Source organism: Cellvibrio sp. BR (assembly GCF_000263355.1).
In the GTDB taxonomy this organism is placed as follows: Bacteria; Pseudomonadota; Gammaproteobacteria; order Pseudomonadales; family Cellvibrionaceae; genus Cellvibrio.
The window spans coordinates 131009-152631 of record NZ_JH668204.1 but is presented as its reverse complement, the minus strand read 5'-3'; the positions used below and the strand labels follow the sequence as shown (position 1 = coordinate 152631).

Genomic DNA, 21623 nt, shown 5'->3' with positions numbered 1-21623 from the left:
CTTTATTGATCTGTCTATTCAACTCATTGTTAAATAATTGAATAACAGCGGCTTAGTTGACCAGCCGCTGCCAGAAGTTTTTCACCGGATTATTGCTGTTAGGTAGCAAGCAATCCGCCGATTGCTGCGGGCGGGCGTCATCCCGCAGCGGCAACCACAGGGCACCAATACAACCTTCCGCACTGAGCTTGCCGGTGGCGCCATCCAACCAATCGAAACTGACGCCGGGTGGCGGTTCTTGCGGCAGGCTCTGGCTGGGCAGCTGCTTCATAAACTCAGCCCACACTTGCAGGGCGCCGCCCGTACCACTGAGCGGGGTTGCACTATTATCATCGCGCCCCAGCCAGACTACCGCCAGATGCTCGCCACTGTAACCGGCAAACCAGCTGTCGCGCTGATCGTTGGTAGTACCGGTTTTACCTGCCACTTCAAGGCTAGCAGGCAACTGGTTGTAGGCGCTGCGCCCGGTGCCCTCGCGCATGGTGCGCTGCATAGCGTATTGCAATTGGAAACTGGTCTCGGCAGCAAAACGCTGCTCCAATTCCAATGGGTAACGTTTTAATGGCTTGCCGTCGGCCGCCAATACTTCGCGAATCGCATTGAGCGGGGTATAGACGCCATCAGCCGCCAGGGTGTGGTATATACCGGCCACTTCCAGCGGCGACATTTCAATCGAGCCCAGCAACATGGCGGGCAGCGCGGGCACCTTACCTTCATAACCTGCGCGCTTTACCACATCCGCAACCGTATCCAGCCCCAGCGTCATGCCCAAACGGGCGGTTGCCTGGTTGTAGGAAAATGCCAGCGCTTTATAAAAGGGGATATCGCCGTGATCTTTTTTGTCGGCATTTTGGGGCGCCCACCACTTGCCACCGGATTTGTAACTCACCGGTGCATCACTGACTGTCGTGGCCAAATTGTATTTGTGCGGTTGCTCCAGCGCCGCGAGAAACACAAAGGGTTTCATCAGGGAACCGATTTGGCGTTTGGCGTCCAGCGCGCGGTTAAACCCGGTAAAGCGCGGATCGCGATCCCCCAGGAGCGCCAGAATCTCGCCGCCGCCCACCGAGGTCACCACCATGCTGGCCTGTACGCCCTTGGTGTTGAAGCGTTTTTCCAAGTCCGGCAGACGGGTCGTCATAGCGCGCTCGGCTTGACGCTGCACCATCGGCGATAAGCTGGTAAAAATACGCAAACCTTCGCTGCGCAAATCCGCCTCGTTGTAATCCTCATTCAATTGACGTTTCACCAACTCCATAAACGCCGGATAGGTGGTGCTGCGCGATTCCCCTTCGGCGACTATGCCTAATGGTGCTGCCTGCGCGCGCTTGAGTTGCTGCTCGTCAATCAGCCCCTCCTCTTTCATTACACCCAGCACCACATTGCGCCGCGCTTTGGCGCGCTCGGGGTTGCGCCAGGGGTTGTAATAGGAGGCACCTTTCACCAAGCCCACCAAGAGTGCGAGTTCATGAACCTCCAACTCACGCAACGGTTGGCGGAAATAATGCTGCGCCCCCAGGGCAAAACCGTTAATCGAACGCGCGCCGCTCTGACCTAAAAACACTTCGTTGATGTAGGTCTCCAGAATTTCGGATTTGCTGTAATGCACTTCCAGCAAGACCGCCATAATCGCTTCGGGAATTTTACGCCGCAGCAAACTCTGCTCATTGGTGAGGTAGAAGTTTTTCACCAACTGCTGGGTGATGGTACTGCCGCCCTGCACTACACCACCGCTCGATGCATTTACCCAGGCCGCGCGCAAAATCGCCAAGGGTGATACACCGTGGTGGTCGAGAAAATGTTTGTCCTCCACGGCCAACAAGGTTTCGCCGAGCAGCGGCGGCAAATCTGCCAGACGCACCAACAAGCGATCCTCTTTATCGGCGGGATAAAAACCGCCAATTTCTTCCGGCTCCAACCGTACCAGCGGCAAATCTGCGCCCGCCAAATCAATCAAACCCTGCACACTGCCATTGGCGACGCGCAACATAAATTTATGCGCCGGCTCTTTTTTATCCCAGAAATCAAAACCGCGACTGTGAATGTGATAAGTCACTTCGCTGCTAGTCGCGCTGACTTTTTTCACCACCTGCCCCGGCGCATTAATACTGCCTTCAAAGCGATAACCCAGCGCGCGCAGCTCCTGTTCAAACAGTGCAGGGGTCAGTGACTGGCCAACGTACAACTCCAGCGGCCGCGCATAAACACGCGCCGGCAGTGACCATTTTTTACCTTCAAATTTTGCGCGCACCACCGAATCCAAATACAGCGTCCAAATGCCCAACAACGCTACCAACAGCAGCGTGGCGTAAAGAATCCAGATGCGTACCAGCGCCCAGCCAGTGCGTGGTGCGCGAGGGGTGGATTTGGTGCGACGGTTATTAGTGCGACGTTTGGTCATGGAGAAATCTTAATGGTGATAAAGGCAGAATGGTGTTTGCAGTAGCAGCAAAGAGTGGGCGCAAGTTTACCCGCCACACCCAGTGATTGCGAGGAGCAATAATGCAAAGTGCTGCACAGCGAGCGGTTGTGCTTTATCGACCAAGGCGAATTTTGCATAATGCGGCCCACTGTGGCGCTCAGGGCTACTTTCTCCCGCAATATTCTCCCGCAAAAGGTTAACTGCGTATGAACAAGCACTATCACATCTACGGCATAGGCGCGGCACTGGTCGATACCGAAATTACCCTCACCGATGCTGACCTCACACGTATGGCCGTTGCCAAAGGAGTGATGACGCTGGTAGATGAAGCGCGCCAAAACACACTTATGGATTATTTGAGCGATCACTTGGTTGCATCACATCGCGCCAGCGGTGGCTCGGCGGCCAATACCATCATCGCCGCCAGTTATTTTGGCTGTAATAATTTTTATTCGTGCAAAGTCGCCAATGATGAAAACGGCGCGTTCTATCTGGACGATATTCAGGCCGCCGGTGTGGCAACCCCGGCACACATCACACCGCCAGCCGGTATTACTGGCAAATGCTTGGTGATGATTACCCCCGATGCCGAGCGCACCATGAATACCTTTCTCGGTATTAGCGAAACACTCTCGGTGAATGAACTGGATGTGGGTGCAGTTGCAGAATCCCACTACGTTTACATTGAAGGCTATTTGGTGAGTTCCACCACTGGTCGCGCGGCGGCGATTGAATTGCGCAAACAGGCCGAAGCCAACCACACCAAAACGGCATTGAGTTTGTCTGACCCGGCAATGGTGCAATTTTTTTACGACGGTTTGGTGGAAATGATTGGCGAGGGTGTGGATTTAATTTTCTGCAACCGCGACGAAGCCATCGGCTTTACCAAAACACACTCGCTTGAAGAAGCTTGTATTGGGCTGAAAAAATATTGCAAACAATTTGCGATTACCTGCGGTGCAGACGGTGCGCTGGTTTTTGATGGCAATGAATTGATTCAGGTTGCGGGCGCTGCCGCGACACCAGTAGATACCAACGGCGCTGGCGATATGTTTGCCGGTGCGTTTTTGTATGCCATCAACCAGGGCAAAGATTTTAAAACCGCAGCAGAGTTTGCCAATATTGCCGCCGCCAAAGTGGTGTCACAATTTGGCCCGCGCTTGAAACCAGAGCAATATGCAGAATTAAAAGAAGGTTTTTTTAACTAAGGGACATTGCAGGATGGGCAGAGCCAAAGCAATGCCCATCCTATTCTTCAGATTATTTTGGACCAAACAAAAACCACAAAATAAACCCGAGCAGTGGCAACAACAATAACACCACAATCCAGATCACTTTATTTCCCGTGCTTGCACTGCTTTGTGTTGTTTTTACAATGGCGTAAACAACACAAATCAACAAAACAAGACCTAATAACCCACCGACTTCAACGTTCATAACCCAACTCCTATTGCGTGAATTTATCGCGAAACGCTGACAGCACTTAACTAAACAATGATACCAGCCACTTGCCGTCCATAAACAACCAATCAAACCATAACACCTGGTGAGACAGCACTATCAACCAAAATAGCGACAAAAAGGATATTTTTTTGGTTTTGTGGCGAAATTGTTGCTGTGCCACAAACGCACCAGGCCAACCACCCACCAATGCACACAAATGTAAACTCGCTTCGGGAACACGCCATTCATTGCGCTGCGCGCGGCGTTTGTCGGTCCAGTAAAAGTAATAAGCGAGCAGACTGACAGATACTATCACTAACAGTGGCACCACCGTTTTGTGGCGGAGCAACAGGTCAGTTACACCTGCAACAGGCAGAGCAGCCAATACAATACAAAGCGCCCAGGGAATAGACTTTTTTGCGGACTTATGCCGAGTGGATTTGGCGATCATAGAGGCACAAGGTTTGAGGAAGGAAAAGCAGGCAACTCATTGCCAGTAACCGTGGGCAGCTTTCACCGCCCACGCGAACCGTTAATTAATGTCCATTTTTATTGGCAGAGCTCACACGCTGCATCAACAAATCGGTGTAAGCAATACCAATTGCTGAAGCAATAAATGCCATGTGAATAATGGTCTGCCACATCACACCTTCTTCAGTAAATTTCGCATCGGGCATACCAATGTTGCCAGCCTCAATAAAGGTTTTTAACAAGTGGATGGAGGAGATGCCGATAATCGCCATAGCCAACTTTACTTTTAATACCGTGGCATTAACGTGACTTAACCACTCGGGTTGATCCGGGTGCCCATCCAAACGCAGGCGCGACACAAACGTTTCATACCCCCCCACAATTACCATCACCAACAGGTTAGAAATCATCACCACATCGATCAAGCCCAAAACAATCAACATAATGGCTTGTTCGTTGAGTGAGTTAATATCCATCACCAAATGCGCCAGCTCTTTCAGAAACAAAAATACGTAGGCGCATTGGGCGATAATCAAACCCAGATACAGGGGTAGCTGCAACCAACGCGAACCAAAAATGAGGGCAGGAAAAAAACCGGTTTTGTATACGGGAGGAACGTCGTTCATTGTTACACCTTTAAGGTCGATAGATAGAAAGTTGAATAAAAAATGCGAGAAAAATTTGTTAGCGCCAATATAGAGGCGCGATGATAAAAAACAAGCTTTTTACACAGCACTGGGCTTTAGGCCGACGCACACTGGCTGCATACCGGGCAATTGTGATCTTTCGGCAACTTCAATTCGCGCCACTGGCTATGGCGTGCATCCAGCAGCAGCAAACGCCCAGCAAGACTGGAGCCAAAGCCACAAATTAATTTGATGGTTTCCAATGCCTGCATCGAACCGATAATCCCTACCAGCGGGGCGAGCACGCCGTTTGCTGCACAAGTTAGATCATCGCTATCTTCTTCATATAAACAGCGATAACAGGGGCTGGTTTCAGCGCGTGCATCAAACACCGCGACCTGCCCTTCCAACCGAATTGCGGCGCCCGATACCAATGGTACTTTTGCAGCAACACAGGCGGCGTTAATCGCAAAACGGGTTTGGAAGTTATCGGTGCAATCCACCACCACCGTTGCCAATTTAACCTGTGCAACAAGCTCATCGGTAGCGAGCAATTTTTCGATGGTTTCAATTTTTACGCCGGGGTTTAGTTCGCGTAAGGTCTGCGCCGCCGAGGCCGCTTTGTTCATACCGATACGCGCCGTAGTATGCACAATTTGACGTTGCAGATTGGTTAAATCCACCGCATCAAAATCCACCAGTGTTAAGTGGCCAACACCGGCCGCCGCTAAATACATCGCGACCGGCGAACCCAAACCACCCAAGCCAATAATTAATACTCGCGCGGCTAATAACTTGTCCTGCCCATCGAGATCGACATCGGGCAGCATTATCTGGCGTGAGTAGCGCAGCAGTTGTTCGTCATTCATGGTTTACTCCTGACCTTTCCTGCCCAGTGTGATACGTTCGTTGCCGCCCAAATCGCGCCGGGTTTCCACCTGCACAAACCCACGCTGGCGAAATAATTCCCGGACTGCGTGTGCTTGATCGTAACCATGTTCCAGCAACAACCACCCCTGCAAATTTAGATAATCCCAAGCCTGCTGAATAATCAGTTCGATATCCGCCAAGCCATGGTTAGCGGCAATTAATGCCGAGCGCGGTTCAAAACGCACATCACCCTGCGCTAAATGCGGATCTTGCGGATCAATATACGGCGGGTTGCTGACAATCACATCAAATGCTTGTGCGCCAACGTTTTCAAACCAATCACTCTGCGCGATGGCAACATGGGTAAAACCCAAGGCCGCGCGATTGTATTCCGCGAGTGCAACGGCATCCGCCGAAAAATCCACCCCCAACAAATTCCAGTGCGGTTTTTCACTGGCGATGGCTAACACAATTGCGCCAGTGCCTGTGCCTAAATCCAAACCGCGACGTGTTTGCTGCGGCGCATCCTGCGCAAATAAATCCAACACCGTTTCTACTAACAACTCGGTGTCCGGGCGCGGAATCAAGGTGGAATTATTCACGGCGAGTGGCAGCGACCAGAATTCGCGCATGCCGATAATATGTGCAATCGGCTCGCCGGATTTACGGCGCGTGAAAAATTGCAAAAACTCTTCTTCCTGTTCGGGCGATAAGGTTTTTTCCGGCCAGGTAAAAAGGTAAGTGCGATTTTTTTGCAGGATATGACAGAGGATTAATTCAATATCCAAGCGCGCCGAATCACTGAGGGATTCAAGTTCATAGGCGCGCTGTAAACATTGTGCAACGGTGATGTTGCTCATAGGGGAGTCACGCAGGCCGGTGCTTTAATGAATCAGTCGGATGCGCAAATGTACCATCGCCATAAGCGCGCAATACCTGCGCGATCACAACTTGATAACCATTTAACCAATTGGCCTGTGCAGCCTTGGCTTCCAGATGTTTCGGGTGCTGCATCAGTTCATGCAAGCCGTCCATTGTTTCCCAATAATACACATTGGAGACGCGCCCGGTTTCAGGATTTTCCCAGGCTTCTTCCCCAATATAACCCTGGGTATTTTTGGCGACCTCAGCGATGCTTTTATCCAATTCATAAAACGCATCATCGAATTGCTTTTTATCAAAAATGAACGTTGCCGAATACATAATCATTAATCCGCAATCGCCGCTAATTGATCGGCTTGATATTCATTTGCCAGCGGCCCGACCACCGGATCGAGATCGCCCTGCATAATCGCATCCAACGAATAAAGCGTGAGGTTAATGCGATGATCAGTCACGCGCCCTTGCGGATAGTTGTAAGTGCGAATACGTTCGGAGCGATCACCGGAGCCGACCAGATTGCGGCGCTCATCGGAGAGTGATTTATGCGCAGCATCTTCCTGCATGGTTTTTAATTTGGTGGCGAGCAAACTCATCGCACGCGCGCGGTTTTTATGCTGCGAGCGTTCATCCTGACACTCAATAACCAGGCCAGTCGGCAAATGCACAATCCGAATTGCCGAGTCGGTTTTATTAACGTGCTGACCACCGGCACCGGACGCACGGAAGGTATCAATACGCAAATCGGCTTTGTTGATATTGATCTCTTCCATTTCATCCGCTTCCGGCATCACTGCCACAGTGCAAGCGGAGGTATGGATACGACCTTGGGATTCAGTTTCCGGCACGCGTTGTACCCGGTGTGCGCCCGATTCAAATTTTAATTTTGAATACACGCCCTGCCCGCTTACCAGCGTAATAATTTCTTTAAAGCCGCCGTGTTCACCTTCGTTCTGGCTGAGCACTTCCACTCGCCAGCCTTGCGTTTCAGCATAGCGCGAATACATACGGAATAAATCGCCAGAGAAAATTGCCGCTTCATCACCACCAGTGCCAGCGCGAATTTCCAGATAACAATTTTTTTCGTCATTCGGATCTTTGGGCAGCAGCAGTTTTTGCAATTCCAGCTGCATCGGCTCAAGTTGCGCTTCGCAATCTTTTAACTCTTCCTCGGCCATTTCTTTCATATCGTCATCGCCGTCCACCAGCAGGTGTTTGGCTTCTTCGATATTGGCAAGCAGATTTAAATAATTTTGATAGCCTTGCACCACCGGCTCTAACTCGGCGTACTCTTTGGAGAGATCGCGGAATCGGTTTTGGTTATTGATGATGTCCGCTTCCGACAACATGGCACTGACTTCTTCGTAGCGCTCTTTAAGGCGATCCAGTTTTTCTAAAATAGACGCTTTCATTATGGCTCACTTGCATCGCTGCTTTTGTCGGCAGCGGGGTTAACAGATTCTTCAGACGCGTTTGGGAATTCAGAGTCTAACGACAAGTCAAACAACTCGTGCGCCACCTGCAATACATGGTGACGCGAACTGGCACTCGCCTCTTTTAATACGGTGGTGGGCGAGTGAATTAATTTGTTGGTGAGGTTGCGTGCAAATTGCTGCAGCACCTGCTCGGCATTGGCACCACCCTGCAAACTGCGCAGCGCTTTTTGCAACTCCATATCGCGCAGCTGCTCCGCTTTTTGGCGATAGGCTTTTACAGTTCCTACCGCTGTGAGCGCGCGCTGGTGACGCAAAAATTGCTCCACTCCCTCGCTGATAATATCTTCCGCTTGATCAGCAGCGGCAACGCGGGATTTTTTGTTTTCATCAATCACCGCGTGCAAATCATCCACGGTGTAAAGGTACACATCGTCGAGCTCACCGACCTGTTCTTCAATATCGCGCGGTACGGCGATGTCGAGCATAAACATCGGTTTGTGTTTGCGCTTTTTCAGGGCAGATTCCACCGCCCCCTTGCCTAATAAGGGCAATTGGCTGGCAGTGGAGGAGATGACGATATCCGCACGCTGCAAATGTTCGGGGATATCCGCCAGCAAAATCGCCTCGCCGTTAAACTCCCGCGCAAGGCGCTGGGCGCGATCCAAGGTACGGTTGGCGACAATAATATGCTTGATACCCTGCTCCACCAAATGACGCGCCACCAATTCGATGGTTTCACCCGCGCCGATCAGCAGCGCTGTGTCCTGCTTTAAATTAGAGAAAATCTGCTGCGCCAGACTCACTGCGGCGTAAGCCACTGACACCGGGTTTTCACCAATCGCGGTTTCGGTACGCACCCGCTTGGCGATATTAAAAACCTGTTGGAAGGTCGCATGTAATTCCGCGCCGAGGGTGCCTGCTTCTTTCGCCACCGCAAAAGCTGACTTCATTTGGCCCAAAATTTGCGGTTCACCCAGCACTAGCGAATCCAGACCACCGGCCACTTTCATCATATGGCGCACCGCGTTGTGATCCTCATAGCAGTAGTAGCTATTCGCCAGGTCGGCCGCTTCTATCGCGGTATGGGCGACCAACCACTGCTGAATCGCCTGGGCGTCACTCTCACTGGTGGCATAAATCTCCGTGCGATTGCAGGTAGAGAGGATCGCCACTTCGGTTAAACCCGCCTGCGCACAGGCCTCCTGCAGTGCGGACTGCAGGTTTTCCGGCGCAAAGGCAACCCGCTCGCGCAGGGCAAGAGGTGCAGTGGTATGGTTTATGCCAAAGGCTAACAGGGTCATCGAAGGCGCTAGTTGTGATTTAGGGCGGTATTGTCGGGTTCGCAGCTTGGCGTGACAAGAGGCAAGCGGATAATCCCGTCATAAACACTGGCTATTTTTTGCAGGAAGATCACAAGACACACCCTATACTGAAATGCACTCAAAGGATTCTTTATGCGCCATCACCCCTACCCAACCATTATCGACATTGAAGCCTCCGGCTTTGGCTCCCGCAGTTACCCTATTGAAATCGGGGTAATCAAGGCCAATGGCGAGCGCTACTGTGCGCTAATAAAACCGCAGGATGAGTGGCAGCACTGGTCAAGCGACGCAGAGGCAATGCATGGCATCAGTCGCGATGTGCTCTGCAGGCGCGGCAAACCAGTGCGACAGGTATGCACGGAGCTGAACCAGTTTCTGGGTGAGATAACGGCCTACAGCGATGCATGGACCCACGATAGCGCCTGGCTTAACTGCCTGTTTTTTGCGGCGCGCATCCAGCCTCTCTTCCACCTCAGCCCGATAGAAATGATTGCCAGCGAAGCCCAACTGCTGATTTGGGATGCCACCAAAAAGAAGCTGGCAAAAGAACATGGGGCGCGCCGCCACCGCGCGAGCGTGGATGCACACCTGATCCAACAAACCTATTTGCGTACCCGCACCCGCCTGCAAGCTGAACCACAACTCGCGCTACGCGGCGGATTGCTCTGAGCCTCCGCCGACACACCGAATACCCCCACTTAACGATTAATGACAACTGTCCCCTTTTTATAAGCCAGTCGCCCGTTTATCATGTCCAGCCGCGCCCCCATTTACGGCGCACTTTCACTCCCGCTACTGGTCGAACATGATCAAACACCGCCCGCTGATACTGTCGAGCATGACCCTCTACTGGGTATTGAGTGGCTGCAGCCTGCCCGCCAGTCGCACCGTTGCCGCCGTAGATCAGACACCTGAGCCAACCGCGCCGGCAGCGGAGGTGCGCGTTCAGATCCCAGCCCGCCCCTTCCCAACCGAAACACTTTATTCACTGCTCACGGCTGAAATTGCCGGTAGTCGGGCGCAATATGATCTGGCACTGGGCAACTATGTGCAGCAGGCGCGTGAAACCCGTGACCCGCAAGTGGCGGAGCGCGCCACACTGATCGCGCGCTACCTGAACGATTATTCCACCGCATTGGAAATGGCCAAGCTGTGGACGAATGCCGCCCCCCACAACCAGGATGCACTGGCCAACGCGTCACTGGCACACCTGCAACTCGGGCAATTACGTGAAGCTTTTGAGTTTTCACGCCGCCTGCTGGATGAAGGTGGAGAGCCACTGTTTCAAAATATCGCCGCCAGCGCTGCCAGTGTTGACGATGCGGCCCGGACGAAATTGCTGGAGGATTTTGCGCACGAATTGGAGCAGCACCCGGAAGATGAGCAACTGCTGGTCGGCACCGGGATATTGCTACAACAAAGCGGCGACTATGACGCGGCAATGCAACAGGTTCACAAAACCCTGAAGCTGCACCCGCGCAGTATCCCGGCGGCTATTTTGGAAGCGAACCTGCTGCACCAACTCAAGCGCGATCAGGAAGCGATTGCCAAAATGGCAAGCCTGCTGGAGTTCTACCCGGAAAATACCAGCCTGCGCCAACAATACGCGCGTATCCTGACCCACCATGATATGACTCTGGCGCAGGAACAGTTTGCGATCCTCAGCCAGCAATTGCCGGGCAATGGCGATATGTTGCTCTCCCTGGGCATTATTGCCCTGGAGCGCCGCGATCTGGATACCGCGCGCGCCAGCTTCGAGGAATTACTAGATCGCGATCAACATATAGCTGCCGCCCACTATTATTTAGGGCGGATGGCGGAAGCGCGCAACGACCTGCAAGAGGCGATCATCCACTACCTGCAAGTAAATAGCGGCAATGATTTCCTCTCGGCCACCCTGCAGTTGCTAGATATTTTTGTCCGACTGGAGGATTTCCTCAGCGCCGAGCAGCACATGAATCGCGTGCGCTTGCGCTTTCCCGATCAAAGTGAAGCTCTCTATGTATTGCACGGCCAAACACTCATCAAACACAACTATTTGACCCAAGCCGAGCAAGTACTTAGCGACGGACTGACCAGTTTCCCCAGCAGCACGCGCCTGCTGTTTGCTCGCGCCATGCTCAACAACGAGCGCCAACGCCTGCCTGCCACCGAGCGCGACTTGCGCCAGATCCTCAAACAAGACAGCGACAACGTGGCCGCACTTAACTCGCTCGGCTACATACTCGCGGACCGCACCCAGCGCTACAGTGAAGCCTATGAGCTGCTGGAAAAAGCATTGCGCCTGAAACCGGATGATGCCGCGATTATCGACTCCATGGGCTGGCTCTACTATCGCACCGGCAAATACCCGGAAGCGCTGAGTCACCTGCGCCAAGCTTATGAGGCATCGCCCAATGCTGAGATTGGCGCGCACCTGGGCGAAGTGCTGTGGGTGATAGGCGAGACAGAAGAAGCGCGCCGCGTCTGGCGCGAAGCACAACAGCTGGAGCCAGACAACGCCACCATCCGCGAAACACTCAACCGCCTGAAGGCCGATTTATGATGCAACGCTGTTTTATCTGCCTGCTGCTATTAGTGACCATCAGCGGCTGCGCCCAGCGCGGCACATTTGCACCACCGCCGGATCTGGTCGCCCACCAGCAGCAATTACAGCGCATCACCCACTGGGAATTGAACGGCAAGCTGGGTATTCGCACCCCGGACGAAAGCGGCAGCGCCTCGCTCAAATGGGCCCAACAACTCGCTGATTACCAAATTAACCTCAGTGGCCCACTCGGCCAAAAGCGGATGATTATTACCGGCACACCCGGTAAGGTGCGCCTCGAACAAACCGGCAGCGACACACTGGAAGCTAAAAGTGCCGAGTCGCTTATTAAAGAAGCGGCGGGCTGGACACTACCAGTAGCGCAACTCACCTACTGGGTTCGCGGTGTTCCCGCCCCCAAACAACGCATCACCCACTTGCAACAAAATGAGTCCGGGCTGATCGCGCAACTCCGGCAGGGCGGCTGGTCCATCACCTATAACAACTACAAAAACTACAACCACCGCGACCAAGCCTTTTCCCTGCCCGGCAAAATCACTGCAGAACATGACGATGTCCGCCTGATTCTGGTAATTCGCGATTGGCAGCTGGGCAACTAAGCCGCCCATAAATGCCATTGGATTTGATTTATGAGTAGCTTGACGCTGTTATCCCCCGCCAAACTCAACTTGTTTTTGCATATCACCGGCCGCCGCGCCGATGGTTATCACAACCTGCAAACGCTGTTTCAATTGCTCGATTACGGCGATGAAATGACCTTTAACACCCGCAGCGATGGCCAAATCACCCTCTCGCCCGAGTTGCCTGGTGTCGCCTTCGAGCAAAATTTAATTATCAAAGCCGTGCGTAAACTCGAAGCCTATAAAAGCGCAGCGGCCGGTGTAGATATCCAATTGCAAAAACGCCTGCCCATGGGCGGCGGTATTGGCGGTGGTAGCAGTAATGCAGCCACAACTCTTGTCGCCCTCAATCATTTATGGAATTGCGGACTCACCAAAAACCAGCTGCAAACAATCGGTTTACAACTCGGTGCCGATGTTCCCGTTTTTATCAATGCGCAAACCGCATGGGCCGAAGGGGTTGGCGAAGCACTTGAGCCTATTAAAATGCAGCCAAAATGGTTTTTGGTTGTGCAACCTGACTGCCATGTATCCACTGCAGAAATTTTTTTACATAAAGATTTGACAAGAGATACGTCGGCCATTAAAGTGGCGGCCTTCCTTGAGCGGGGCGGTAAAAATGACTGCGAAGCCCTAGTGAGAAAGCTCTACCAGCAGGTAGATAAAGCACTCATTTGGCTACAGAAATTTGATCGTAACGCGAGAATGACGGGAACCGGAGCATGCGTTTTTGCAAGCTTTGAGTCGGCAGAAAAAGCACAGCAAGTGCAGGCATTATTGCCCAGTGATCTGCCCGGTTTTGTAGCACAAGGTGTAAATCAATCGCCACTCTACAAACTGCTTCCGCCAAACTAATCAAGTACAACAGGGGCGTCGCCAAGTGGTAAGGCAGCGGGTTTTGATCCCGCCATTCGTAGGTTCGAGTCCTTCCGCCCCTGCCATCTATTTATCATCATGATCATTCAAAAACTTCTCCTTTTATCCAGTCGAAATTGCCAATTTGGCCAGGATTTCCTAGGGTAAAAAACTCTGTTTTGCGCAGAAAGACTTTTTACTGACAGACTTTTTATAGACAGAAAGTATCGGCTCTGGCATTCAAGCACCAACAATCACCCCAGCAATCACCAAAAGGTATCTGACGTGACTGACTTAATGGTCTTTACCGGCAACGCAAACCCTGACCTCGCCAAAAAAATTGTTGATCACCTGGGCATGCCGCTTGGTAATGTTTCCGTGTCGCAATTTTCCGATGGTGAAATTGCGGTGGAGCTGCACGATAACGTGCGTGGTCGCGATGTATTTGTGGTTCAACCCACCTGCGCGCCCACTAACGACAACCTGATGGAATTGATTGTAATGGTGGACGCATTGCGTCGCGCCTCCGCTGGCCGCATCACCGCTGTGGTTCCCTACTTCGGTTATGCCCGCCAGGATCGCCGCGTACGTTCCGCGCGCGTGCCTATCACCGCCAAAGTAGTGGCTGACATGATGGTGGGTGTAGGTGTTGACCGTGTGCTTACCGTTGACCTGCACGCCGAACAAATCCAGGGCTTCTTTGATGTTCCTGTTGATAACGTCTACGGCTCACCCGTATTGCTGGAAGATATAGAAGCACAAAAATTTGAAGACCTGATTGTGGTATCCCCTGACATCGGCGGCGTAGTACGCGCCCGTGCGGTAGCCAAACAATTGGGCATTGATCTGGCGATTATCGATAAACGTCGCCCGCGCGCCAACGTCGCCGAAGTTATGCATATTATCGGTGAAGTCGATGGCCGCACCTGCCTGTTGGTAGACGACATTATCGACACCGCCGGCACCCTGTGCAGCGCCGCCAAAGCACTGAAAGCCCAAGGCGCCAAAAAAGTGGTGGCCTACTGTACTCACCCGGTGCTATCGGGCAAGGCGATTGAAAACCTGAACAATTCCGAGCTGGATCAGTTGGTCGTTGCCGACTCCATCCCGCTCAGCGAAGCGGCTAAAAACTGCCCGCGCATTCGCAGCTTGACCCTGTCAAGAATGCTCGCCGAAGCGGTGCGCCGCTTGAGCAATGAAGAATCCCTGAGTGCCATGTTTCGCTAATACTTAGCAGACACGGCACCTGGTAAACCACCGCACAACACAATGTTATGCGGTTACTGAAACCCGGTAGATTCTGGTCGCGGATCTACACGGAAAATTGAGGACGTAATCATGTCTGAAGACTTTAAATTAGATGCAACAGCCCGTAACGATTTGGGGAAAGGTGCGAGCCGCCGCCTGCGTCGTTTGGCAAAACAAGTTCCTGCGGTAATTTACGGCGGTAACGTAGCGCCAATCAGCGTTTCAGTTTCTGAAAACGAATTGATGAAGCACTTGGAACACGAAGCATTTTACTCGCACATCATCAGCCTGAATGTTGATGGTGCTGCGCAAGATGTGATCCTGAAAGATGTACAGCGTCACCCATCCAAGCCAGTGGTTCTGCACCTGGACTTCCTGCGCATTGACAAGTCAACCAAGGTACACACTCACGTACCTCTGCACTTCATCAATGAAGCTGGTTCTAAAGGCGTGAAAATCCAAGGCGGCAAAGTGGTTCACAACCTTACCCAATTGGACATCATCTGCTTCCCACACCAGTTGCCAGAGTTTATTGAAGTAGACTTGGCTGATGCTGAAGTTGGTACCATCATCCATATTTCTGACCTGAAACTGCCTGCTGGCGTTGTTTCTGCTGACCTGCAAAAAGGCGCAGACCACAACCTGGCTGTTGCAACCATTCAGAAGCCGAAAGGTGGTGCAGAAGGCGAAGAAGCGTAATTGCTTTTTTACCGCTGCTGAAAAGGGCTGGATCTTCGGATCCGGCCTTTTTTTTGCCTGCCATTACAGCGACAATGCGCGCCGCATAGTTCCTAAACGCCGCTGGCGAATCCCATTTAAAATCAAGGTTCAACCATGACCAACGAGATTCAATTAATTGTCGGCCTCGGCAACCCGGGCAGCGAATACGACCGCACTCGCCACAATGCAGGGCAGGATTTTGTGATCGAATTGGCCCGTAAACTCGGCGCCACACTCAATACCGACAGTAAATATTTTGGCCTGACAGCACGCGTCAACTACCAAGGGCGCGATTTGCGCTTATTGATTCCCACCACTTACATGAACCGCAGCGGGCAGGCAGTGGGGACACTGGCGAATTTTTTCAAAATAGAACCGGCTGCCATTCTGGTAGCACACGACGAACTGGATCTCGCACCCGGCGTAGCGCGTTTTAAACAGGGTGGTGGCCACGGTGGTCACAACGGCCTGCGCGATATCATCGCCGCACTCGGCAACAACCCCAATTTTCCGCGTCTTCGTCTGGGTATTGGCCACCCCGGCGTTGCCGCGCAAGTTGCTAACTTTGTACTCAAACGCGCCCCAGCCGCCGAGCAGGAACTGACTGATGAAGCGATCAACCGCGCAATCCACTGCCTGCCCGATGCCCTCAAGGGGGATTGGAATACGGCGATGAAAAACCTGCATACCGATCCTAAAAAAAGCGAGCCTCAAAAAACCTGACCTGTCTATAGCGGGCGCGAGCCTATATAATCGCGCAACTTTCTTACCATGCTTTTTGCGGCTCCTTTTTCTTTCTTATATTTATAGTGGACACACACCATGGGTTTTAACTGCGGCATAGTCGGCCTGCCCAACGTCGGCAAATCAACACTCTTTAATGCATTGACCAATGCCGGTATCAGCGCGGAAAACTTTCCCTTCTGCACCATCGAACCCAACGCCGGTATCGTAGTAGTGCCCGATCCTCGCCAGGACAAACTCGCTGAAATCGTGAAACCCGAGCGCATTGTTCCCACTACCATGGAATTTATCGATATCGCCGGGATTGTCGCGGGCGCATCCAAAGGTGAAGGCCTGGGCAATAAATTCCTCGCTAACATCCGCGAGACCGATGCCATCGCCCACGTCGTGCGCTGCTTTGATGACGACAACGTGATTCACGTAGCCAACGGCGTAAACCCGGCTGCGGATATTGAAGTTATCAATACTGAACTCGCACTCGCCGACCTCGAAGCCGTGGATAAAGCCATCAATCGCTACGCCAAATCGGCCAAAGGCGGTGACAAACACGCCATGGCGATCAAAGCGCTGTTGGAAAAAGTACAGCCACATTTGAACGAAGCCAAACCGCTGCGCTCCTTCCCGCTCGACAAAGAAGAAGTGGCGATGCTGAAAGAGATCAACCTGCTCACCCTCAAGCCAACTATGTATATCGCCAACGTGGCGGAAAATGGTTTTGAAAATAATCCGCATTTGGATGTGGTGCGCAAAATCGCGGAAGAAGAAAAATCCGTGGTAGTGCCGATTTGCAACAAACTGGAAGCCGATATCGCAGAACTGGAAGGCGACGACAAAAAAGAATTCCTCGCCGAAATGGGCATGGAAGAGCCAGGCCTGAACCGCGTAATTCGCGCTGGCTACCAGTTACTCGGACTGCAAACTTACTTCACCGCCGGGGTAAAAGAAGTGCGCGCCTGGACCATTCCTATCGGCGCCACCGCCCCCCAAGCCGCAGGTGTAATTCACACCGACTTTGAAAAAGGTTTTATCCGCGCCGAAACCATCGCTTACGAAGACTTTGTTCAGTACAAAGGCGAACAGGGCGCAAAAAACGCCGGCAAGTCACGCAAAGAAGGCAAGGAATACGTAGTAAAAGACGGTGACGTACTGCACTTTTTGTTTAACGTCTAATTCCGTCCAATATTTGCACCCACAAAACGCCGCCCCACAACCATCGGGCGGCGTTTTTTTATGCGCAACACTGGCTATGACATAGCCATTGGGTATCAGCGCAAGTGGGTACATGATTGGAGAGTATAAGAAAGATGATTTAGGCGAAGTATAATAACCCTCACCTCACAGTCCTCACGAATAGCAGGGCACATCATGGCACTGCTCGACACGGTCAATGTCATCGGCTCGACCATCTATTTTGTGTTTGTGATATTACTGGCATGGTTGAGCACGATTCCGCGCACCAGCCCCGGCGCTGGTTGCTGGGCTATTGCCATTTTATTTGGCATGAGCGCTCGCCTCAGCCTTCTATTACTTCCGCAACTACTGCCAGCAGAAAATATCGATCACATTTATGCATTTTTTATTTTGCTGGAAAAATGTTTTTTATTAGTTGGCGCATTTCAATTTCTAAACCTTCGCCATTTAATGCGCCCTTATTTGTTGTTTATTGCGTGCGGATTTTTGTGGCTAACCATCACTTTTTTAGCAGAATCAAACCGGATTTTATTTTCGCTAGGCTTTGGCATTATTAACGCTGCCGCATTATTTTTACTCGCCTATATTTGTTATCGCGAGCGCGACAATATTCCACACCGCATTATGCACATCACCAGTATTATTTGTTTACTGCTGGGTATTCACTGGCTCACATACCCCCTGTTACGCTTTACCGACTTCTGGCAAGTACCTGGTTTTTTATGGGGCACCACACTGGTACTACTGGAATACCTATGTTTAATTTCAGCGGTATTACTGCAATTTCAAAAACGCTTATTGGAGGCAGAGCGCAACGCGCTGGAACTCGCGTATCACGATCCACTCACCGGCTTGAACAACCAGCGCTACATGACCACCCTGTTTGAACAAGCATTAGTTCTCGCCCTCCGCCCGCATCAAATGCTCGCGGTTTTTTACATTGATCTGGATAACTTCAAACCGATTAACGACAGCGCCGGTCATCACGTCGGCGACGAAGTATTAAAAGTTATCGCCAAACGTTTAGTCGAACACACCCGCAGCACCGATATTTGCGCCCGCGTGGGCGGCGACGAATTTGTGGTTATCGCCACTCAATTGGAAACCGAAGAGCAAGTCAAACAAGTCGCCAACAAAATCCTCCAACAATGCTGCACGCCAGTGGAAATCAATAAAAACCACTACCACCTGGGCGCCAGCATCGGCATCAGCATCTACCCCCAACACGGCAATGACCTGGCTCAACTATTACAAAATGCCGACGACGCCATGTACCAAGTGAAAAAAAATGGCAAAAGTGGGTTTCAGGTTTTTGGAGCGTGAACTTTGCAACGACAACCGCCCCCTATCACCCAGAGAAAACACCACCCCGCCACCTTTCGCCTCATGCGATAACACATTGATTAAACTAAGTTTTCCACCATTTATGGCGATATAGAAATCTAGAAAAAACACTCTCTTTTTCTAGATGAGCACATAGCCTAAAATGATCAAACTACCAACAGATCGAATATCAACATTCAGTAGACACCCCCCTCAAACAGAACGAAATCAATCAAAAACACGGATTGATTGCTATAATCCAATGGATTAGGATGACCATTAATGCAAACCATCGTTGAACTCCCTGAATTTATTCGTGCATCGGAAGGACTATTTTCTGATGAGGAAAAGCGAAGCCTTATAAATTACCTCGCTGTACACCCACAATCAGGTGATTTAATCAGAGGCACAGGGGGTATCAGGAAACTCCGCTGGGCAATTCAAGGCAAAGGAAAAAGTGGTGGTGCAAGAGTGATTTACTACTATCACAACGAAACCATACCACTATTTCTGCTGACGGCTTTTGGTAAAAATGAAAAAGCCAATATATCGCCAGCAGAACGTAATGATTTAGCAAAGCTGACCAACCTATTACAAAAGCATTACGGTGATAAAAATGAGTAACGCATTTTCCAGTATCAAACAGGGTCTTGAAGAGGCTTTAGAATTTTCAAAAGGTAACGCGAGCAAAGCAGTTATCCATGAATTTACCGCTATCGATGTAAAAGACCTGCGCGCAAAAGTGGGCATGTCGCAAAATGAATTTGCATCTGCTTTTGGAATTAGCGTAGCGACGTTACGCCACTGGGAAAGAGGGGATCGCACACCGCAAGGGCCAGCGCTGGTTTTATTGAATGTGGTGGCGAAAGAACCGCAGGCGGTATTGCGAGCACTGCAATCTTAATTGTTAAATAAGAGGGATTTTATGAACAAACAACTCACAAAATCAAATAACAGAGTTATCTCCGGCGTATGCGGTGGTATTGGTGAATTTCTCGATTGGCCAGCCAGTAAAGTCCGCTGGCTATGGGCGTTACTCTCTCTTTTCACTGGCGGTACGCTGATACTTGCCTACATTATCTGTGTATTTGTTTTTCCAAACCCACCCAAGGGGTTTGATTTGAATGATTTTCGCAAGCAGTAATTCTTGCGATATTTACAGGGAGCAACCCTAAAAACTAAAGGCGCCAACCGGCGCCTTTAGTTTTTTTATCTCTCACTACACATCAATCCATCCTAAAAAACGTAGCCCGATAATGCTGCAGCTCCGCAATCGAATCCTTAATATCATCCAACGCCAAATGCGCGCCGGATTTTTTTACGCCGGCAATCACATCCGGCCGCCAGCGGCGGGCTAATTCTTTTACGGTGCTGACATCCAGATTTCGGTAGTGGAAATAATCTTCCAACTTGGGCATGCCGCGCACTAAAAAGCGGCGGTCCTGGCAGATGGAGTTGCCGCAGATGGGGGATTTGCCTTTGGGAACCCATTGCTCCAGAAATTTAATGGTTTCCGCTTCGGCTTGTTCAATGCTGATTTGGCTTTCGCGCACGCGTTGGGCCAGGCCGGATTTGCCGTGTTGGTTGGTGTTCCATTCATCCATGCTTAACATAATGCTGTCAGGCTGATGGATGGCGAATACGGGGCCTTCGGCGAGGATGTTGAGATCGGCGTCGGTGACGATGGTGGCGATTTCGATAATCACGTCGGTATCCGGGTTGAGGCCGGTCATTTCCAGATCGATCCAGATCAGGTTGTTTTCATTCAGCATGGGTTTTTCCTCGGTAAATAGGGCACAATTGCCGCGCAGCTTAAAGTAATAAATCAGTCTAGCCAAACATCACCCACCTCACAGGCAAGTTCACCAACGCATGACCAAACGCAAATTGACTCGCCGCCAGCAATGGCGCATCGACAAAATCCAGGACGAACGCACCGCCCGCGTGGCGAAACGCGACAAAGTCACCGATGAACAAATGCACGAGAGCGATTTGGGGCCTGAGCAGCTGGGTTTGATCATCACCCACTACGGCACCCAAGTGGTGGTAGAGGCGACTGAAGGTGAACAAGCGGGGCAGCACCAGCGCTGCCATTTCCGCAGTAACCTCGGCTCTTTAGTGACCGGCGACAGAGTGGTATGGCGCACCGGTAACCCTATGGGTGTGGTGGTGGCGGTAATGCCGCGAGATTCCGCACTGCAACGCCCCGACCCGCACGGCGATATGAAAACCGTGGCCGCCAATATCGATCGCATCATGATTGTGGTCGCCCCCTACCCCGAACCTCACGCCAATTTGATTGACCGCTATCTGGTCGCCGCCAATGCCATCGATATAGAACCGGTATTGGTGATCAATAAAACTGACCGTATTGATGACACCACGCGCGAAAAAGTCGCCTATCTGGAAACCACTTATCGCCAACTGGGTTACACGGTATTGATGGTGTCCACCAAAACCGAAACCGGGCTGGATGAGTTGCGCGAATACCTGGCGCATTACACCAGCGTGTTTGTGGGGCAATCGGGCGTGGGTAAATCCTCGCTGGTTAATGCCTTGCTGCCGGAATCGAACTTACGGGTGGGCGGTTTGTCCGAAAGACAACAGGGAACTCACACGACTACCAGCGCCACGCTGATCCATTTCCCCGGTGGCGGCCATTTGATCGATTCCCCCGGTATTCGCGAATTTGGGTTATGGCACATGGAGGAAGCCGAGGTGCTGGAGGGGTTTGTCGAGTTCAAACCCTTTATTGGCCACTGTAAATTCCGCGATTGCTCCCATCGCCATGAACCCGGTTGCGCGATCTTGGCGGCGCTGGAAGCTGGCACAATCAGTGCAACCCGTATGGATTCATACCGTTATATTTTGCGAACGCTCAACGAAAACTAATCGGCAATTACTT

The 21623-nt window shown here is 51.5% G+C and carries 24 protein-coding genes and 1 tRNA gene; 15 read left to right on the top strand and 10 right to left on the bottom strand.

Features of this window, described 5'->3' with window-relative positions:
* Positions 1-52: 52 nt before the first annotated feature.
* Positions 53-2401, bottom strand: coding sequence for a penicillin-binding protein 1B (gene mrcB, locus O59_RS16535; protein WP_007644669.1), 2349 nt, complete (start codon positions 2399-2401; stop codon positions 53-55).
* 227 nt (positions 2402-2628) lie between these two features.
* Between mrcB and O59_RS16530 the strand changes: the two genes are divergently transcribed.
* Positions 2629-3630: an adenosine kinase gene (locus tag O59_RS16530; RefSeq protein WP_007644667.1), complete on the top strand. Its 1002-nt coding sequence runs from the start codon at positions 2629-2631 to the stop codon at positions 3628-3630.
* A gap of 52 nt (positions 3631-3682) precedes the next feature.
* On the opposite strand, the gene O59_RS21530 is transcribed toward O59_RS16530, so the two are convergent.
* From O59_RS21530 to hemA, 8 genes are all read right to left on the bottom strand, one after another.
* Positions 3683-3859, bottom strand: a complete 177-nt coding sequence (locus O59_RS21530; RefSeq protein ID WP_007644662.1) for a PLDc N-terminal domain-containing protein — start codon at positions 3857-3859, stop codon at positions 3683-3685.
* A 46-nt stretch (positions 3860-3905) separates the two neighbouring features.
* Positions 3906-4316 carry a DUF1294 domain-containing protein gene (locus O59_RS16525; protein WP_007644656.1) on the bottom strand — a complete coding sequence of 137 codons (411 nt, stop codon included), beginning with the start codon at positions 4314-4316 and terminating at the stop codon, positions 3906-3908.
* An 85-nt stretch (positions 4317-4401) separates the two neighbouring features.
* On the bottom strand, positions 4402-4962 hold the full coding sequence (locus tag O59_RS16520; protein ID WP_007644655.1) for a TIGR00645 family protein: 561 nt from the start codon (positions 4960-4962) through the stop codon (positions 4402-4404).
* Between the two features lie 116 nt (positions 4963-5078).
* A complete protein-coding gene (locus tag O59_RS16515) occupies positions 5079-5831 on the bottom strand; it encodes a molybdopterin-synthase adenylyltransferase MoeB (RefSeq protein WP_007644654.1) in 753 nt (250 codons plus the stop codon).
* A gap of 3 nt (positions 5832-5834) precedes the next feature.
* A complete protein-coding gene (gene prmC, locus O59_RS16510) occupies positions 5835-6692 on the bottom strand; it encodes a peptide chain release factor N(5)-glutamine methyltransferase (RefSeq protein WP_007644653.1) in 858 nt (285 codons plus the stop codon).
* A gap of 7 nt (positions 6693-6699) precedes the next feature.
* Positions 6700-7035 carry an antibiotic biosynthesis monooxygenase gene (locus O59_RS16505; protein ID WP_040393250.1) on the bottom strand — a complete coding sequence of 112 codons (336 nt, stop codon included), beginning with the start codon at positions 7033-7035 and terminating at the stop codon, positions 6700-6702.
* 5 nt (positions 7036-7040) lie between these two features.
* A complete protein-coding gene (gene prfA, locus O59_RS16500; protein WP_007644649.1) occupies positions 7041-8123 on the bottom strand; it encodes a peptide chain release factor 1 in 1083 nt (360 codons plus the stop codon).
* Complete coding sequence (gene hemA, locus O59_RS16495) at positions 8123-9448, bottom strand: glutamyl-tRNA reductase (protein ID WP_007644647.1); 1326 nt, start codon at positions 9446-9448, stop codon at positions 8123-8125. Before hemA ends, prfA begins: the two co-directional genes overlap by 1 nt.
* A 153-nt stretch (positions 9449-9601) precedes the next feature.
* Between hemA and O59_RS16490 the strand changes: the two genes are divergently transcribed.
* The 13 genes from O59_RS16490 to O59_RS16430 all read left to right on the top strand — a co-directional run bounded on the left by O59_RS16490 (position 9602) and on the right by O59_RS16430 (position 19862).
* Positions 9602-10138, top strand: a complete 537-nt coding sequence (locus tag O59_RS16490; RefSeq protein WP_007644645.1) for a hypothetical protein — start codon at positions 9602-9604, stop codon at positions 10136-10138.
* Positions 10139-10274: 136 nt separating this feature from the next.
* Positions 10275-12014, top strand: coding sequence for a tetratricopeptide repeat protein (locus O59_RS16485; protein ID WP_007644643.1), 1740 nt, complete (start codon positions 10275-10277; stop codon positions 12012-12014).
* Positions 12011-12616 carry a lipoprotein insertase outer membrane protein LolB gene (gene lolB / locus O59_RS16480; protein ID WP_007644642.1) on the top strand — a complete coding sequence of 202 codons (606 nt, stop codon included), beginning with the start codon at positions 12011-12013 and terminating at the stop codon, positions 12614-12616. The genes O59_RS16485 and lolB overlap by 4 nt, the downstream gene beginning before the upstream one ends.
* Positions 12617-12646: 30 nt before the next feature.
* Positions 12647-13492, top strand: coding sequence for a 4-(cytidine 5'-diphospho)-2-C-methyl-D-erythritol kinase (gene ispE / locus O59_RS16475; protein WP_007644641.1), 846 nt, complete (start codon positions 12647-12649; stop codon positions 13490-13492).
* Positions 13493-13503: 11 nt separating this feature from the next.
* Positions 13504-13578: transfer RNA gene (locus tag O59_RS16470), tRNA-Gln, on the top strand.
* Between the two features lie 199 nt (positions 13579-13777).
* Entirely contained in the window at positions 13778-14719 is a 942-nt protein-coding gene (locus O59_RS16465) for a ribose-phosphate pyrophosphokinase (protein ID WP_191966477.1), read from the top strand.
* Between the two features lie 111 nt (positions 14720-14830).
* On the top strand, positions 14831-15439 hold the full coding sequence (locus tag O59_RS16460; protein WP_007644639.1) for a 50S ribosomal protein L25/general stress protein Ctc: 609 nt from the start codon (positions 14831-14833) through the stop codon (positions 15437-15439).
* 135 nt (positions 15440-15574) lie between these two features.
* Positions 15575-16183: an aminoacyl-tRNA hydrolase gene (gene pth / locus O59_RS16455; protein ID WP_007644638.1), complete on the top strand. Its 609-nt coding sequence runs from the start codon at positions 15575-15577 to the stop codon at positions 16181-16183.
* A gap of 99 nt (positions 16184-16282) precedes the next feature.
* Positions 16283-17374: a redox-regulated ATPase YchF gene (gene ychF / locus O59_RS16450; protein WP_007644634.1), complete on the top strand. Its 1092-nt coding sequence runs from the start codon at positions 16283-16285 to the stop codon at positions 17372-17374.
* Between the two features lie 195 nt (positions 17375-17569).
* Entirely contained in the window at positions 17570-18718 is a 1149-nt protein-coding gene (locus O59_RS16445; protein WP_007644632.1) for a GGDEF domain-containing protein, read from the top strand.
* 282 nt (positions 18719-19000) lie between these two features.
* Positions 19001-19342 (top strand): type II toxin-antitoxin system RelE/ParE family toxin, encoded by a 342-nt coding sequence (locus O59_RS16440; RefSeq protein ID WP_007644627.1) that lies wholly within the window; start codon positions 19001-19003, stop codon positions 19340-19342.
* Positions 19335-19622: a NadS family protein gene (gene nadS, locus O59_RS16435; protein WP_007644626.1), complete on the top strand. Its 288-nt coding sequence runs from the start codon at positions 19335-19337 to the stop codon at positions 19620-19622. Before O59_RS16440 ends, nadS begins: the two co-directional genes overlap by 8 nt.
* 21 nt (positions 19623-19643) lie before the next feature.
* A complete protein-coding gene (locus O59_RS16430) occupies positions 19644-19862 on the top strand; it encodes a PspC domain-containing protein (RefSeq protein ID WP_007644625.1) in 219 nt (72 codons plus the stop codon).
* Positions 19863-19944: 82 nt separating this feature from the next.
* Here O59_RS16430 and orn read toward each other — a convergent pair whose 3' ends face one another.
* Positions 19945-20490, bottom strand: coding sequence for an oligoribonuclease (gene orn, locus O59_RS16425; protein ID WP_040393243.1), 546 nt, complete (start codon positions 20488-20490; stop codon positions 19945-19947).
* Between the two features lie 100 nt (positions 20491-20590).
* Here orn and rsgA point away from each other — a divergent pair, with 100 nt between their 5' ends.
* Positions 20591-21610 (top strand): small ribosomal subunit biogenesis GTPase RsgA, encoded by a 1020-nt coding sequence (rsgA, locus tag O59_RS16420; protein WP_007644623.1) that lies wholly within the window; start codon positions 20591-20593, stop codon positions 21608-21610.
* Positions 21611-21623 lie beyond the last annotated feature (13 nt).